This window comes from Gilliamella sp. B14448G11 (assembly GCF_016101765.1).
Classification (GTDB): domain Bacteria; phylum Pseudomonadota; class Gammaproteobacteria; order Enterobacterales; family Orbaceae; genus Gilliamella; species Gilliamella apicola_N.
On the sequence record NZ_JACFPX010000001.1, the window covers coordinates 129,398 to 146,648 of the forward strand.

16 protein-coding genes are annotated in these 17,251 nt (G+C 33.7%); 9 read left to right on the forward strand and 7 right to left on the reverse strand.

The window, feature by feature from the left end; translation table 11 throughout:
- The first annotated feature begins 10 nt into the window (after nt 1–10).
- From H3S88_RS00565 to H3S88_RS00605, 9 genes are all read left to right on the forward strand, one after another.
- Nucleotides 11–682 carry a CsgG/HfaB family protein gene (locus H3S88_RS00565; RefSeq protein WP_198226456.1) on the forward strand — a complete coding sequence of 224 codons (672 nt, stop codon included), beginning with the start codon at nt 11–13 and terminating at the stop codon, nt 680–682.
- Nucleotides 683–716: 34 nt separating this feature from the next.
- Nucleotides 717–1,076, forward strand: a complete 360-nt coding sequence (locus H3S88_RS00570; RefSeq protein WP_198226454.1) for a DUF4810 domain-containing protein — start codon at nt 717–719, stop codon at nt 1,074–1,076.
- Nucleotides 1,077–1,079: 3 nt separating this feature from the next.
- Entirely contained in the window at nt 1,080–1,745 is a 666-nt protein-coding gene (locus H3S88_RS00575) for a DUF799 domain-containing protein (RefSeq protein ID WP_086327327.1), read from the forward strand.
- Nucleotides 1,746–1,854: 109 nt separating this feature from the next.
- Complete coding sequence (locus tag H3S88_RS13470; protein WP_198226720.1) at nt 1,855–2,082, forward strand: substrate-binding domain-containing protein; 228 nt, start codon at nt 1,855–1,857, stop codon at nt 2,080–2,082.
- A 158-nt stretch (nt 2,083–2,240) separates the two neighbouring features.
- On the forward strand, nt 2,241–3,536 hold the full coding sequence (locus H3S88_RS00585) for a 2-hydroxycarboxylate transporter family protein (RefSeq protein ID WP_198226452.1): 1,296 nt from the start codon (nt 2,241–2,243) through the stop codon (nt 3,534–3,536).
- A gap of 114 nt (nt 3,537–3,650) precedes the next feature.
- The gene (locus H3S88_RS00590; RefSeq protein WP_370528580.1) at nt 3,651–4,814 is read left to right on the forward strand and encodes an NADP-dependent malic enzyme; all 1,164 of its coding nucleotides are present in this window, start codon (nt 3,651–3,653) and stop codon (nt 4,812–4,814) included.
- Between the two features lie 117 nt (nt 4,815–4,931).
- Complete coding sequence (gene dcuS, locus H3S88_RS00595) at nt 4,932–6,575, forward strand: DcuS/MalK family sensor histidine kinase (RefSeq protein ID WP_198226448.1); 1,644 nt, start codon at nt 4,932–4,934, stop codon at nt 6,573–6,575.
- Nucleotides 6,553–7,224, forward strand: coding sequence for a response regulator (locus H3S88_RS00600; protein WP_065737692.1), 672 nt, complete (start codon nt 6,553–6,555; stop codon nt 7,222–7,224). The genes dcuS and H3S88_RS00600 overlap by 23 nt, the downstream gene beginning before the upstream one ends.
- A 123-nt stretch (nt 7,225–7,347) precedes the next feature.
- Nucleotides 7,348–9,795 carry an autotransporter outer membrane beta-barrel domain-containing protein gene (locus H3S88_RS00605; RefSeq protein ID WP_198226446.1) on the forward strand — a complete coding sequence of 816 codons (2,448 nt, stop codon included), beginning with the start codon at nt 7,348–7,350 and terminating at the stop codon, nt 9,793–9,795.
- A gap of 88 nt (nt 9,796–9,883) precedes the next feature.
- Here H3S88_RS00605 and yfbR read toward each other — a convergent pair whose 3' ends face one another.
- From yfbR to murC, 7 genes are all read right to left on the reverse strand, one after another.
- On the reverse strand, nt 9,884–10,477 hold the full coding sequence (gene yfbR, locus H3S88_RS00610) for a 5'-deoxynucleotidase (RefSeq protein ID WP_025314730.1): 594 nt from the start codon (nt 10,475–10,477) through the stop codon (nt 9,884–9,886).
- 83 nt (nt 10,478–10,560) lie between these two features.
- Nucleotides 10,561–11,475 carry a UDP-3-O-acyl-N-acetylglucosamine deacetylase gene (gene lpxC / locus H3S88_RS00615; protein WP_065737695.1) on the reverse strand — a complete coding sequence of 305 codons (915 nt, stop codon included), beginning with the start codon at nt 11,473–11,475 and terminating at the stop codon, nt 10,561–10,563.
- A gap of 67 nt (nt 11,476–11,542) precedes the next feature.
- A complete protein-coding gene (gene ftsZ / locus H3S88_RS00620; RefSeq protein ID WP_065737696.1) occupies nt 11,543–12,682 on the reverse strand; it encodes a cell division protein FtsZ in 1,140 nt (379 codons plus the stop codon).
- Nucleotides 12,683–12,763: 81 nt separating this feature from the next.
- On the reverse strand, nt 12,764–14,017 hold the full coding sequence (gene ftsA, locus H3S88_RS00625; protein ID WP_198226444.1) for a cell division protein FtsA: 1,254 nt from the start codon (nt 14,015–14,017) through the stop codon (nt 12,764–12,766).
- Between the two features lie 21 nt (nt 14,018–14,038).
- On the reverse strand, nt 14,039–14,719 hold the full coding sequence (locus H3S88_RS00630; protein WP_198226443.1) for an FtsQ-type POTRA domain-containing protein: 681 nt from the start codon (nt 14,717–14,719) through the stop codon (nt 14,039–14,041).
- Between the two features lie 162 nt (nt 14,720–14,881).
- Nucleotides 14,882–15,790, reverse strand: coding sequence for a D-alanine--D-alanine ligase (locus tag H3S88_RS00635; protein WP_198226441.1), 909 nt, complete (start codon nt 15,788–15,790; stop codon nt 14,882–14,884).
- Nucleotides 15,791–17,239, reverse strand: a complete 1,449-nt coding sequence (gene murC, locus H3S88_RS00640; RefSeq protein WP_198226439.1) for a UDP-N-acetylmuramate--L-alanine ligase — start codon at nt 17,237–17,239, stop codon at nt 15,791–15,793.
- Nucleotides 17,240–17,251 lie beyond the last annotated feature (12 nt).

Genomic DNA, 17,251 nt, shown 5'->3' on the forward strand with positions numbered 1-17,251 from the left:
CAAGATAGACATGGATACAAAAAAATTAGTTGGAATTATTATTTTTAGTAGTTTATTAATTGGTTGTGCTAAAGAGTCATCACAAACCATCGTTTCCCCAACAGTCAATAGTTATAATTCACAATATAACGGTGTGAAAACCAGTATTGCTGTAGGTAAATTTGAAAACCGTTCTAATTATCAAAATGGTATATTTTCAGATGGAGTTGATAGGTTAGGTAATCAATCAAAAACATTGCTCATTAGTCATTTACAGCAAACTAATCATTTCAATGTATTAGATAGAACAAATATGGGGGAACTGGCTGCTGAAGCAAATTATAAAAAACAAAAGCAAAACATAATCGGCGCCAATTATATTATTTCTGGTGATATCACTGAGTTTGGACGCAAAGAAGTTGGGGATCATCAGTTATGGGGAATTCTTGGAAAGGGTAAACAGCAGATTGCTTATGCCAAAGTTAATTTGAACATCATAGATATTAATACATCTCAAGTGGTTTATAGCGTGCAAGGCGCAGGTGAATACAGTTTATCCAACCGTGAGGTTATAGGTTTTGGTGGCACAGCTAGTTACGATTCAACTCTCAACGGAAAAGTATTGGATCTCGCTATTCGAGAAGCGATTAATAATCTAGTTAATGGATTAAATAATGGTGCATGGAAACCTGCAACAAAATAAAAAATTAAAAATCAATTATTAAAGGATTATCATAATGTTAAAAAAACAATATATTACCTATTTATTGTTTTCAGGAGTTTTGTTGTTATTAAGTGGCTGCCAATCTTCAAATACAATCTATTATTGGGATGGTTATCAAGAAAATCTTTATAACTATAATCAACCTGATAAATCAAGCTATTCTGAACAAATCTTAGCTTTAGAAAAATCCATTGAAAAAGCAAAATCAGCCAATAAACCTATTCCCCCGGGGTTACATGCTCACTTGGGATTATTATATACAACTCAAGGAAACAACAATAAAGCTATGGAACAATTTGAATTGGAAAAAACACTTTTTCCAGAATCCAAAAACTTTATTGAGTTTGTTGAACGCAAATATCAAGGACGTTAATTAATGAATAATAAATTTATTGCTCTATTAGGAACTTTATTCGCACTCTTTATGCTAGTTGGTTGTTCAACACAAAAAGAAAACTACGATTACACCGCATTTAAAGAAAGCAAACCCGCTTCTATATTGGTCTTATTACCAACCAATCAGTCAAACGAAATTAATGCCAGCTTTGGGGTTTTTTCACAAGTAACATTGCCACTATCAGAAGCTGGATACTATGTTTTTCCAGTTAACTTAACTAATGAAGTATTTAAACAAAATGGATTAACCGTTGCGGATGAGATACAATCGGTTAGCCTAGCAAAAATACGACAAATCTTTAATCCTGATGCTGTTTTATATATCAATATCCAAAATTATGGAACGAATTATCAAGTCATTCAAAGTGACACACGGGTAACATTAGACGCAAAACTAGTCGATGCCCGCTCTGAAAAGATTCTTTGGACTGGCTTTGCATCTGCTTCAAGTTTAGAAAATCAACAATCTAGCAATAGTCTAATATCGAGTTTAATTTCTGCTGCAATTACACAAATCACCGATACTGTCAGAGATCACAGTATTGCAATTTCTGGAGTTGCTACGGCACGATTATTTACACCAAATCCAATAAAAGCAAATGGAATATTATATGGACCTTATGCAACGACTAAAGTAGAAAAATAGATTAATTTAATCTAACTCCATATAAATTAATAACTTTATAGTAAACTCAAGGCGGTATTAATTACCGCTTTTTTATTAAGAAAGTAATTTTGTACTTTATTTTTATTCAATATTTTTAAATAATACGATAAATGTTTATATTGGTTATGCTAATTATGCTCCCTTAATACAACAAAATGCCCAATTAACGGTTATTGAAATACCTAATCACCTTTTTCCTACTATTGAATACAGTATGGCCCTACTCAATCCAACAAATATTGATGCAAAATTATTTATCGATTTTTTACAAAAAAAGCAAGTGCAAGAGTGCTTACTTAGATACGGTTTTTCCTAAATGACTATTATTTAAAAATTTAATGTTTTGAAAGATAGTTAAATGACTTACATTAATTACATAATTAGTTATATAACTTTCTTATTCTTCTGAATTTTTCATCAACAACTATACTGTTTAAGATTCCAAAGCGAAGTTAAACAACAAAAGGTTGAGTTATGAGCATGACGAAGGATTTCAAAATTAACAAAATTTACATAGGATCGCTACCCTTACCCATTTTTGCGATTTGTTCAATTATTGTGATTATTGCTGCCCAATTAGATATGTTGCCAAAAACACTGATTGGGGGATTTGCTGTTATTTTACCATTAGGTTGGTTTTTAGGAACAGTAGGTCAAAATATACCTTTTTTTAAAAAATTTGGAGCTCCGGCAATTTTATCGTTAATTGTACCGTCACTATTAGTTTACTGCGGTGTTTTTGATGAAAATACTTTATCTGCGGCCAACATGTTAATGAGAAACTCTAATTTCCTACTCTTTTATATTGCCAGCTTAGTATGTGGTAGTATTTTAGGTATGCATAGAGTCATTTTAATACAAGGTTTTATTCGGATGATGATTCCGATGTTACTTGGTATGTGTCTAGCTGCTTTAGTCGGTGTCTGTGTTGCCGTTGCTTTTGGTGATACTTGGGAACATGCTTTTTTCTATACTGTTTCGCCCGTTATGGCTGGAGGAATTGGTGAAGGCGTATTACAACTGTCTAACGCTTATAGTAATATCCTTGAGCAGGATTATGATAAATTTGTAAGTGCTTTAATTCCTGCAACCGTAGTAGGTAACTTTTTTGCAATTACCTTTACCGCCATAATGAGTCGAATTGGTGAAGTTAAACCTCATTTAAGTGGCCATGGGCAATTAGTAAAAATTGAATTTGATGGTTTAGCTGATGCTTTAAAAGAAGATAAAACGCCATTAGACGCCAGAGCAATGAGTGGGGCGGTGATGATTTTAGCCACATTATTCATATTTGGTATGATTTTAGAAAAGATAACTCATTTCCCTGGTCCGGTATTAATGATTATTGCCACTGCATTTGTTAAATATTTTCGTTTATTACCTGAAAGTGTCGAACGTGGTAGCCAACAATGGTATAAATTTATCTCGGGTAATTTTACTTTCCCTTTAATGACTGGCCTAGGTCTACTATATATTGATTTAAACAGTGTTGTAAATGTTTTAACTATTCCTTATTTTATAACCATTATTTCTGTAGTATTTACCGTATCAATGACAGGTTTTGTCTGTAGTTTTTTCCTAAAAATGTATCCTGTTGAAGCTTCAATCATCTCATCATGTCAAAGTGGTATGGGTGGAACGGGTGATGTAGCGATACTGTCAACAGCAAATAGAATGAACTTAATGCCATTTGCACAAGTTGCAACAAGATTAGGAGGGGCTTTAATGGTAATATGTACCACAGCATTATTAAGATACTTACATATGTAGTTGTATAATATTATAAAAGTAATGAGAACTATGATTTTAAAAGTAATTAATACAATATAAACAACAAAAATATTAGTTATTAATTTAATAGTTTTTAAGTGTAATCAGAAAGGAATAATCATGAAAACAGTTCAAGAAAAAGCTTTAGCCATTAGTAAACAAATGCATGGTAAATTTGAAATCAACTCAAAAGTACCCGTTAATTCAATGTCGGATCTTAGTGTTGCTTACACGCCTGGAGTAGCAGCGGTTTGTACAGAGATCGCACAACATCCTGAATCTGTTTATGAATATACAAGTAAACGTAATTTAGTGGCAGTGATTACCGATGGTTCTGCGGTATTAGGACTTGGTAATATTGGACCAGAAGCAGCGATTCCGGTTATGGAAGGTAAAGCGATATTGTTTAAACAATTTGCCAATGTAGATGCAATTCCTTTATCGTTAAATACTCAAGACCCAGATGAACTTGTTAAACATATTGCTGCGCTTGCACCATCCTTTGGTGGCATTAATCTTGAAGACATCAGTGCTCCACGCTGTTTTGAAATTGAAAAACGTTTACAAGAAATTTTAGATATTCCTGTTTTCCATGATGACCAACATGGCACTGCAATTGTTGTTTTAGCTGCATTATATAATGCCCTGAAAGTTGCAAATAAAAAACTTGAATCAGCCAAAGTGGTAATAAACGGTGGAGGCGCGGCAGGTATTGCTATTGCAGATATGCTATTAGCTGCTGGGGTAACAGATCTAAAAGTAGTCGATAAAATAGGAATTTTATCTGAAGATGATAGTTCTTTACCTTCTCATCATATGGCAATGGCAAAAAGAACTAATCGTTCAAAACAACGAGGAACCTTACAAGATGCAGTAAAAAATGCAGATGTATTTATCGGTGTTTCAGCACCAGGTGTATTAAAACCTGAATGGGTTTCTACAATGGCAGAAAAATCGATTATTTTTGCTATGGCTAACCCAACACCTGAAATCTTTCCAGAAGAAGCCAAAGCGGCTGGAGCTTATATTGTTGGTACAGGGCGTAGTGATTATCCTAACCAAATCAATAATGTTCTAGCATTTCCGGGTATTTTTAGAGGGGCTTTAGATGCAAGAGCCAAAAATATTACGTTAGAAATGCAATTAGCCGCAGCCAAAGGTTTAGCAAGCATTGTATCGAATGATAAATTATCAGTAGATTGTATTTTACCAAATGCCTTTGAACCAAATGTAGCAAAAATAGTTGCAGAAAGTGTAAAAAATGCAGCTAAATATTAATTGACCATTCTAAAATTATCTAATTTATTTCAAATATACCTACTAATAATCTTTTTTGTTAGTAGGTATTTAATACCTTAGTACAATGATGTTAGTATTAATAAATTGAATAATAAAATGAAATATCTTTTTAATCGATTGACGTTAAAATTTAAACTCATTAGCTTAATTTGTCTAGTATTTATACTTTCAGTTATTGCGCAAAATATTTATATTATCCACATTGTGAACGATGAATATTTAACTAATTCTCGTCAACAAGTTGAAAATGTTGCTAATATAATTTCAAATTCAATTGATTTTATTGATAGAATACAAAACCCAATCCCACTAAATCTAGATTTTATTCAAACAAATACTGAGCAAGTTAGAAAGTTGACGCAAGTTGATTTTGTTGTCATTTTCAATATGCAAGGTGTTCGTTATTCTCATCCTGATAAAAATAAAATAGGTCGATTCGTTGTTGGGGGGGATGAGCAAAGAGCATTAAAAGGTGAATCTTATACATCGATCGCTAAAGGAACATTAGGTGATTCTGTTCGTGCATTTAGCCCTATTTTTAATGAGCATCATCAGCAAATTGGCGGAGTACTAGTAGGTCAAACCTTAAAAAAAATTGACCATTTAGCAGCAAGGACAAGTCAACCTATTTGGTTATCATTAGTTGCATCCCTAGTCATTGCCATCATTTTAGCCTCATTATTATCCCGTAATATAAAAAAAATCCTATATGGACTTGAGCCATTAGAAATAGCGCAGCTTTTTGAAGAGAGAAATGCAATCATCAGAACGGTTAAAGAAGGGATTGTTGTGGTTAATCGTCAAGGGGATATAACCCAAATTAATAATGAAGCAAGGCGCATATTACGCATTAGTAATAGTAAAGAGAATATCATTGGACAACAGATTGACGACATCATTCCCAATACTCGGTTATATGAAGTCATGATGACGGGTGTTGCTCAATATGATTGTGAGCAAAATATCAATGGTGTCGTGATTCTTACCAATAGAACCCCCTTGTTTGTAAAAGAATCTTTAGTTGGAGCCATTGCTTCGTTTCGGGATATGACTGAGGTTCGACAATTGGCCGAAAATCTTACCGGAGTGAATCGATATGCTGATGCATTACGTTCTCAATCCCATGAGTTCAACAATAAATTGCATGTAATTTATGGTTTAGCATTCAACAATAACAAGCAAGAACTAATTGATTATTTAGAAGAAATAATAGGAAATAAACAAGCCGAATCAAATGTGATTAGTCAAACAATAAAAGATCCTATTATTGCTGGTTTTTTAAATAGCAAATTTAGCAGAGCGAGAGAATTAGGTGTTTGTCTATCTTTAAATGTGGATGGTGAATTAAAACTTATTCCCAATACCTCTGTGACTCATAGTTTAATAACAATCCTTGGTAATCTTATTGATAATGGTTTAGATGCTGTTCAATTTTTAGATGAGAAACAGATAAATGTAAATTTAGTTATATCCAATAATACCTTTCAAATAGAGATTATTGATAACGGAAATGGTATTTCAGAAGAAGATACACAATACATTTTTCAAAAAGGATATTCAACTAAAGGGGATAATCGAGGTATTGGACTTTATTTAGTTTTAGCAAGCATCGATGAGTTAAATGGTCATATTCAATTATGTGATGTAGATAATAAAAAAGGCGCCTGTTTTAAAGTATTATTGCCTCTAAAAGAGATCTACAGGGAGAAAGAAATTCATGATAGAAGTTTTAATAGTTGAAGATGACCCTATGGTTGCTGAATTAAACAAAAAATATTTACAAATGATCTCAGGTTTCAATCTTATTGCCAATGTCAATAATGGAGAACAAGCATTACATTTTATCCATGATAACCATATTGATCTTATTTTACTTGATGTCTTTATGCCAAAATTAAATGGTCTTGAACTTTTACAACATATACGTATTAGTTATCCACAAATCGATATAATTATGGTTACAGCCGCATGTAATACTGGCGATATCCAAACAGCATTACGGTTAGGTGTGATTGATTACATTGTTAAACCTTTTACTTTTGAACGATTAAGAACAGCACTCATTTCATACCAAGAACGAATTCGTTTATTATCATCATCAAAAATACTTAATCAACATCAGCTAGACGATCGTATCTTTGCAAAACCAACTATTCATTATAAAAATCTACCTAAAGGTATCGATAGCCAAACATTAAAAAAGGTTAGAGAGGTAATCATTAGCTATAATAATGAATTCTCAATGAGTGATATTGTTGAATTAATTACTTTATCAAGAATATCATTAAAAAAATATCTTGATTATTTGGAAGAACTAGGCGAACTTGAAAGTTATTTAACTTATTTATCAATTGGCCGACCGGTAAAACGTTATATCTATCAAAAGTAAGTTTTTTGTTATCAAATAAGTAGATATTAAGCTGAACCAATAAACGTACAACTTGAAACTCATTGATTATCATTCTCAATAGTTTATTATTTTATTTTCTTATAATAATTTTTAAATAAAACAATGAAAATCAAACTAATTTCTTTTCTAATAACAGCTTTATTTGGCGCAAGTTATGCTCAAGCATATAATTATGATGCATCAACAGATATAAAGTTACCCTTTAACCAGATCAATGAACGCTATTTTCTCACAAACAGCAGTAATCTACCTATCAATATTACGACATCTGATGACTTGACCGTTAATAGTGAAGGATCATTTCATCTCGGTTTTACCGGTAAAACCGCAACAGAACCTGCTTCGATTGCTAACGGTGATATCAATATGAAAGTTAACGGTAATTTTCAAATTTATAATGATACTTGGATTGGCAAATTCGATACAAAGTTTTTTACTGAGTATTTAGGGTTACATGCTGATTTTCCATATAATCCTGTTGATCATAATATTGATTTGCATGTAACTGGAGACATTAATGTCGAATTAGGCGCTGACAAAAAAAGAGGCGGACTCATGATTTTATCTGGTAATGTCATGGGAACAGGCCCTATAACTACTGGAAAAATAACAGTGAAAGTAGATGGTGATACCAATATCCGTAGTGGTGATAACCATTTAGCGGGAACATCATCATCGCCAGCAAAACTAATTACACGTAGTTTTAATATAACGGGTGGCGATATTGAAATTATCGGCGCTAAAACAGTATTAGAAACAACTAATAATGATATTCAAAAATCTTCTGTTGTAATAGGTAAAACCGGAAAAATGATCATTATGCGCGGAGGTACTGTTGATTTAAGTCATGGTGGTAACTTTGATGTTATTGATAAAGGTATATTAACGGCTAGTAGAGGGGATGGTTTTGTTAAACTTTCATCTAATGGACAACTTAATATTGATAAAAAAGCCACAATTGAGTCAACTAAAGGTTCGCTATATATAAGTAATCAACATAATAATACCTCTCATCTGAATATTGCTGGAACCATTAATTTTGGTATATCAGATACCAAACAATATAATACTATTCATGGAGATAATGTTAATATTCTATCTTCCGCTAAAATCTCTGCAACTGATGACTTTATTAAAAACAGTCTTAAATACATTTCCTCTGAAATAAATGCCACCGTATTATCTGCAAATAATTCCTTAAATATTTCTAATATTAAAGATGGCGAAACTAAAGCGCTAATTCAGAATATTTATGGTGACCTAAACTTTAAAAAAATTGGAAATGAACTCAAATTTGTTAATGCAAGTAATGTCACCGACTTTAGTAATATGCAACATACCAAATTGGCAGCAGAACGACAAATTTCTCGTTACTACGAGCAAGTTGGAACAAAAGTTAAAAATATTGCCAAAGGTTTTGCACAAAATTTAGCAAAAGTATCCTACCAATCACTTTACAATACATTCACAAATGGCAATGTAAGTTCTGATAAATCTTTAGCTGGTGATTTAAATTGGGATATTCTAGCTGCCATAGGAAGAGGAAATTTGGCTATTGAAAATAAAAATACTACATTATATTTCAATCGGAATTTAGCAGGATTATATAATAATAATCATGGGTTGCATTTAACAGAAATCGCACTGAGTTCGTTTAATTATACTCGAAATACATTAAATAAACGTATTGAACAGTTTGATCAAACTAACAAAGGAATGGAGGATAATCTTTGGATAAATTTAATTAATCATCATCAGAGTGCAAATAATTACCAAGGTATCTCTGGATACAAATATACGTCTAATGGTTTCATCGTGGGATATGATAAACAAATAATAGATAATTTTTTAGTTGGCACAACATTTAGTTATACTTCGGGTAAATATAAAGATAAAGCGGCATCCTCAAATGATTCTGATATAAATAATTATCAGATCCAATTATATTCTGGTTATCGTTTTTCTAATAATATTACTACTTCTGCTTATGTTGGCTATAATTATGGAAAAAATCACCTAGATTCCCATGACAATTATTATTCAATTAATGAAAAATTCCACAGTAATACTTGGAATGTTGGAAGTACTGTTGGATATAATTGGCAAGTCCAAGAAAAGTTAACTTTAATACCGAGTATTAGTTTAAATTACCTCTATACTGAAAACAGTTCCCATAATGCTAGCTATAATAAAATTGATTTAGTTAAATATGGTAAAGCGTCGAATTCGGCATTTTTAATACCAATGGATATGACCATTGATTATTCAATTTTCAAAGATCAGGATAATCAAATATCATTAAGAGCTAAAACAGGATATATAGTAAATTTAAGTCATAATGAATTTGATAGTGATATCACTATCAATGGAGTGAATGGATTAGCAAAAATGAGTGCTCATACCGCCAATCGCTCCAACAATCAATACAATCTAGGTCTTGGACTAACCTATCACTATAATCTTTTTGATTTTAATATTGACTATCAATATTATGGTGAAAGCAAGAAAAACTCAAACTATATTACAGCACTTGCTAAATTCGGTTTTTAATAATTTAAAATAAAAATATGATGCTACATATATATTATTTATGAGCATCATAGATCTCAATATTAAATTTTTAGATATTAATAATGTATTAATTATCCATGGTGATCTCATCTAAAGATAATTTGAAACTAGGAACAAAGACTTCTAAAAAATAGTCCATTTCAGGACTATTACGTTCTGATAAGGTTTTTTTTAAACGCTGTTCAGCTAATCTAAATTCGTTATTACCAGCACTGAGTTCCTCAATCGTCTTTAAATACGCACATAAGGCATCTGCTTGTTTTACTATACTTTTTTCTGCTTCATCGTAATAGTCATCATCGATCAATAATTTAAAATCATCCCGTAACTCTTCAGGAAGCATATTAATAAGTTTATGTTGTGCTATTTTTTCAATCTTTTTATATTCAATCGTAATTTGTGGATTGTAATATTTTGTTGGCGTTGGTAAATCCCCTGTTATCACTTCAGAAACATCATGATACATAGCTAATAATGCAATTCGTTCAGGATTAACATTACCATTAAATTTTTTGTTTTTTATAATCCCTAAGGCATGTGCGATAAAAGCAACTTGCAAACTATGTTCAGATACATTTTCAGTTCTTACATTACGCATTAATGGCCAACGATTAATTAATTTTAATCGTGATAAGTGAGCAAAAAAATGGCTGCCGTTCATATAAAATTCTCTTTTTTAGAAAATAAAAACGCCTCCATTAAATGGAAGCGTTCAATTGATTAAAATTATATTGATTTAGAGTTTTATGCTAAAACAAGTTGTTGCGTACCTAAAGCAAGTGGAACGCTTTGCTCTTCAGTAAATGTCACGTATTCCCATGCTTCTTGTTTTGCCAATAACGCTTGTAATAATTGGTTATTTAAAGCATGGCCTGATTTATAACAAACAACTTCACCAATCATGTTATGACCGCTCATGTACAAATCACCGATAGTATCAAGCATTTTATGACGAACAAACTCATCTTCAAAACGTAAACCATCTTCATTAAGTACTTTGTAGTCATCAACAACAATAGCACAATCCAAACTACCACCTAAGCACAAACCTTTTGATTGTAACGCTTCAATATCACGCATAAAACCGAATGTTCTAGCACGGCTAATCTGGCGAATAAAAGATTCAGAAGAAAAATCTAATTGATAACGCTGTGAGCTACTATCAATAGCCGGATGTTGGAAATCGATAGTAAAATCTAATTTGAAACCATTATACGGTCTCAATTCAGCCCATTTATCACCATTTTCAACTCGAACGGTTTCTTTAACTCGTAAAAATCTTTTTAATGCATTTTGCTCGGTAATACCTGCATCAAGCAATAAATAAACAAATGGACTTGCACTACCATCCATAATTGGAATTTCTGGCGCATTAACTTCAATAATAAGATTATCAATACCAAGACCGGCTAGTGCTGAATTAATATGCTCAACAGTTGAAATGCGAACATTATCTTCATTCACTAGACACGTACAAAGCATAGTATCACGCACAGATTTAGCATCAACAGGGAAATCTACATACGGATTTAAATCAGTACGACGATAAATAATCCCTGTATTTTCAGGTGCGGGACGTAAGGTCAAAGTAACTTTTTTGCCAGTATGCAAACCTACACCTGTCGCTTGTATTGTCTTTTTTAATGTTCTTTGTTTCACTTTGCACCTACTATTCTATTTGTTTTTACTGTCGTATTAGACAATAAAAACTCAACTAAGTTCAATACTAATTTGCCTGCTTACGAATAAAAGCAGGAATATCTAAAATTTTATTTTCTTCAAGAGGAGAAATACCTTGTTCATTCACAACTTTAGCTAATCTCTCTTCTTGTTGTCCTAAGTTACTAGTTTGACCAAATAATGGATTTTGGGTCATTGGTTTAGCTATTTTTACTTCTGGACGTTTGTCCATACCAATACCTGTTGCTACAACTGTAACACGAATTTCATCGGACATGTCTGGATCAAAAGTTGTACCAACTACAACAGTCGCATTGTCAGAAGCAAAAGCTCTAACTGTACTACCCACTGTTTCAAATTCTTCTAATCCAAGATCTAAACCAGCTGTTACATTGACAAGGACACCACGTGCTCCAGATAAATCAATATCTTCTAGTAATGGACTAGAAATTGCCATTTCAGCTGCTTCCTCAGCGCGATTATCACCACTAGCACAGCCTGAACCCATCATGGCATAACCCATTTCAGACATAACAGTCCTAACGTCAGCAAAGTCTACGTTGATATGACCTGGTTTAGTAATCAGTTCAGCAATACCTTGTACCGCACCTTTTAACACACCATTAGCCGCGGCAAAAGCATCAAGTAGTTTAACACCACGACCTAACACTTTTAATAATTTATCATTTGGTATAGTAATAAGCGAATCAACATGTTTTGCTAATTCAGCTATACCTTGCTCAGCAAAAGCCATGCGCTTTTTCCCTTCAAAACCGAAAGGTTTAGTCACAACAGCTACAGTCAAAATACCTAACTCTTTGGCTATTTCGGCAACTACTGGCGCTGCACCTGTTCCGGTGCCTCCACCCATTCCAGCTGCGATAAATACCATATCAGCACCTTCAATAGCACTACGAATTACTTCACGATCTTCCTCTGCAGAGTTTCTACCCACTTCTGGATTAGCTCCAGCACCAAGTCCCTTAGTAACATTGGTACCGATTTGGATAGTTTGACCTACCTTAATTCTTCGCAATGCTTGTGCATCTGTATTTGCCGCAAAAAACTCTACACCTTCGATATGTTCAGCAATCATATGTTCGACAGCGTTACCGCCACCACCACCTACACCAATAACTTTAATGACTGCTGCTGGTTCATCATCTGCAACCATAGGCTCAAACATAACTTATCTCCAAATTTACGCTCTATGAACATTGTACAGATAACCGCCTGCAATGTCCACGAAGTTCTTGTAATATATTAGCTAAAATTCTTTTTTAAACCAACCGGTCAAACGTTTAGCTATCCCTTTTAATGATGATTTATCACAATCTTTCGAATCATCATTTAATAAACTTTGTTTTCCATAATGCAATAATCCTACTGCCGTTGAACAATAAGGTTTTTGTACATAATCAGTTAACCCCGAAATATTTAAAGGCTGACCAATACGCACTTGATTTTGAAAAACTTTCTCAGCACATTCAACCATTCCTTTAATTTGTGCTGCACCACCTGTTAATACAATCCCTGCTGCTAATTGGTATTTGACATTTTGTTTCTTCAGTTCATCTTGTAAAGTAAGCAACTCTTTTTGTACTAATGAAAGAAGTTCTGAATATCGAGGTTCAATTACATCAGCAAGCGTTTGTCTTTGCAAAGAACGTGATGGTCTTCCACCTACACTTGGCACATCAATCACTTCATCTTTACCAATTAATGAACCTACGGCACACCCATAACGGATTTTAATATTTTCAGCATCCATAGGCGGCGCACCAAATGCATAAGCAATATCACTAGTAACTACATTCCCTGCATAAGGTATGACAACGGAATGTCGTAATGCGCCACCTGTATAGACAGTCACATCCATTGTACCTCCACCCATATCAATGACGCAGACACCAAGTTCTTTTTCGTCGTCAGTCAATACAGCATAGCTAGAAGCCAAACCAGAAAAAATAAGTTGATCAACTTTTAATCCACAGCGTTCAACGGCTTTTACAATATTTCTTGCCATATCGTTATGGCAAGTAACTAAATGTACTTTTGCTTTCATTCGTACACCGGATAAACCAATTGGATTTTTAATCCCTTCCTGTAAATCAATAGAATACTCTTGGGCAATCACATGCAGTATACGGTGTTCATCTAAAATTCGAACTGATTTCGCTGTATGCACAACATTTTCAACATCTTCTGCTGTCACTTCTTCTTCTGCTATTGGCACCATACCAATCTCATTTTGACAACGAATATGTTTTCCTGAAAGGCTTAAATAAACGGAAGATATTTGGCAATCAGCCATTAGCTCTGCTTGATCAACTGCTCGTTGGATTGATTTCACTACCGACTCTAGATCGTTAACACCACCTTTATCAACACCTTTTGATGGGCAATGACCTACACCGATAATATTAATAATACCATCGGGAAGAACTTCACCAACGAGAGCAAGTACTTTAGAGGTACCAACTTCTAATCCAACAACCAATTTTTTTTCTGTTGCTTTCATATTTCAGCCTTTATTGATTCCTTACTGCGCTATTTTCTCTGTTTGTACTGAAATACCATTTTCATAACGTAAATCAGCGACCGTTATTCTTTCATCAACCGGTGTTCTTGACTGAATTTCAGGAAACAATTTAATAAATTGTTCATAACGTGCTTCAATATTTTTATTTCCCAACACTAATTTCATTTCCTGATTGTCTTCACATACACCAGCTATACATTGTATTACCTTCAGTTGTAAAGAATTACGCTCATCTGATATTATAGCGTTAATCTTTAATGCCAACTGATTGTTAGCTAATTTTTTAGAAAGATTTTCTAATTTAGAATAATTTTCAAGTACAGACTTAGCTTTACCCTCTGGACCATAAAGCCTTGATAACTTTAAATCAGCAATACGATCCGATGGCACACTAAAAACATTCCCTTCTTCATCAAGAAAAAACAAGTCATTCCAATAATATGTTGGTTTATAGTCTTCTACGAAGACAATTAACCTATCTGGCCATTGTTTTCGTACGCTCGCTTGCTTAACCCATGGAAATCTCATTATTTCTTGCTGAATATCAACAACATCTTGCCCAACATAAGTATTAGGCAATCCTAATCCTAAAATGGCTTCCCGAAGATCATCTTCTGTTGTAAAAATGTGTTCACCACTTAATGTTAACTGTGACAGTACCATTTGTTCGGGATCATCCATCCAGTTTTTAACACTTTGTACAATCCAAGCACTTATTAGAATAATCGTAATAAAGAACAAAAATCCTATCAATTGTTCCTTACTACGAAAAATAAGCAGCTTTCTTCTAGTTTCATCTCTTCTATGTGCTGCTTGTCTAACTTGTTTCATAAAATTAGCCAGTTAAACTGCTGCTAGTTGTAATATTTCGCTAACTAGTTGATTAAATGACCAACCATGTTGTTTAGCTGCCATTGGCACTAAGCTATGATCCGTCATGCCCGGAGCAGTATTAACTTCAAGTAAATATGGTTTTTGATTATCATCAAACATAATATCGACTCGCCCCCAACCTCTGCAACCAACAGCTTTATAAGCATCTAAAGCTAATTTACGAATCTCTTGTTCTTTTTCATCGGATAATCCACTTGGACAAAAGTATTGAGTTGTGTCTGATAAATACTTTGCATCATAATCATAAAATTGGGTAGATGGCTTAATGTAAATTGAAGGTAAAACTTCATCTCCGACTATTGCTACTGTAAATTCTGGCCCTGCTAAAAATGATTCAACCATCACAACACTATCATATTTAAAGGCAACCTCAAGTGCAGCTTTTAATTCCGATGCTTGATTAACCCTAGTCATACCTACACTAGAACCTTCATGACTTGGTTTGACAAACAATGGTAAGCCCAATTGTTTAACAATAGCGTCAATATCAAAAGATTGTGTTTTTTCTACCATTACATAATCAGCAACAGGTAAACCTAATGATTTCCAAACTAATTTGGTTTTTAATTTATCCATCGTTAATGCTGAAGCCAATACGTCACTACCAGTATAAGGAATATTTTGATAAGTCAGTATTGCCTGAACAATACCATCTTCACCACCACGCCCATGCAAAATAACAAAAGCCTTTGTGTATCCTTTTTGTTTTAAATTAGTAATAGAGTGATCTTTAGTATCAACAAGATGTGCATCAATACCATTTGCTAATAGACCATTTAGTACCGCATTACCTGATTTAAGCGATACTTCTCGCTCTGCAGAGGTACCACCATATAATATGGCAACTTTATCAACCATTTATAATTCCTCTTTTGTAAATAATTGTGTATTGGCCAACTGACGTGCTACTCGACCAACACTACCAGCACCTTGTGTCAATAAAAGATCACCACCTTTTAATATTTCTTGCATAATTTCAGGTAATAAATTTAAATCAGACACATAAATTGGATCAACTTTACCTCGATTGCGAATAGTTCTACATAATGAACGACTATCAGCACCAGCAATTGGTTGCTCACCAGCTGAATAGACATCTAACATGACAAGTGCATCAACTTGTGATAATACTTGTGCAAAATCATCAAATAAATCTCGTGTACGCGTATATCGATGTGGTTGAAATAACATTACTAATCTACGATCAGGCCAACCATTTCTTGCAGCTTGAATTGTTGCATTAACTTCACTTGGATGATGACCATAATCATCAACCATCATGATATCGCCTCCATCCGAATTATGGAAAATACCTAATAAATCAAAACGTCGGCTAGTACCTGCAAATTTAGCTAATGCTTTTACAATCGATTCATCATCAATACCATCTTCAGTTGCAGCAATAATAGCGGCCGCTGAATTTAGGGCATTATGTTTTCCTGGTGCATTTAACTCAATTTGTAAATCTTCACGGTCAGGGCGACAAACGGTGTAATAACTTACACCTCTTTCCTGACGATAATTTTTAATAACGACATCTGCCTCTTCATTGAATCCATAAGTAATGATTTTACGTCCAACAATCGGCAATAATTCACGATTAATGGGATCGTCATAACACATAACAGCTAAACCATAAAACGGAAGATTACGCAAAAACGAAATAAATGTCTGTTTAAGATTATCAACACTACCGTTATAAGTATCCATATGGTCAGGCTCTATATTTGTTACTATAGATACCATCGGTTGTAGATGAAGAAATGAGGCATCACTCTCATCTGCTTCTGCAATAAAATATCGGCTACTACCTAATCTTGCATGTGTTCCAGCAGCTTTAACTAAACCACCATTAACAAATGTGGGATCAAGTTTTGCCTCAGCATAAATGGCTGTCACCATTGCTGTTGTTGTGGTTTTACCATGAGTACCAGCGATTGCTATACCATATCGAAAACGCATCAATTCAGCTAACATTTCTGCTCTTTGAATAACAGGTATACGAGCTTCACGAGCTGCGATTACTTCAATATTATCTTGTGAAATGGCTGAAGAAATAACGACAACACTTGAATTAAGAACATTTTCAGCAGCATGCCCAATAATAATTTTTGCACCTAATGTTTCTAAGTGTTGAGTAACCGCATTTTCAGCAATGTCTGAACCACTAATTTGGTACCCTTCATTAGCTAGAACCTCAGCAATACCCCCCATTCCTGCGCCACCAATTCCAACAAAATGGATATGCTTGACACGTTTCATTTGGGGAATAATTGCCCTTAATTCAGCTAATTCCTTAGTATTCACAATTTAACTCCT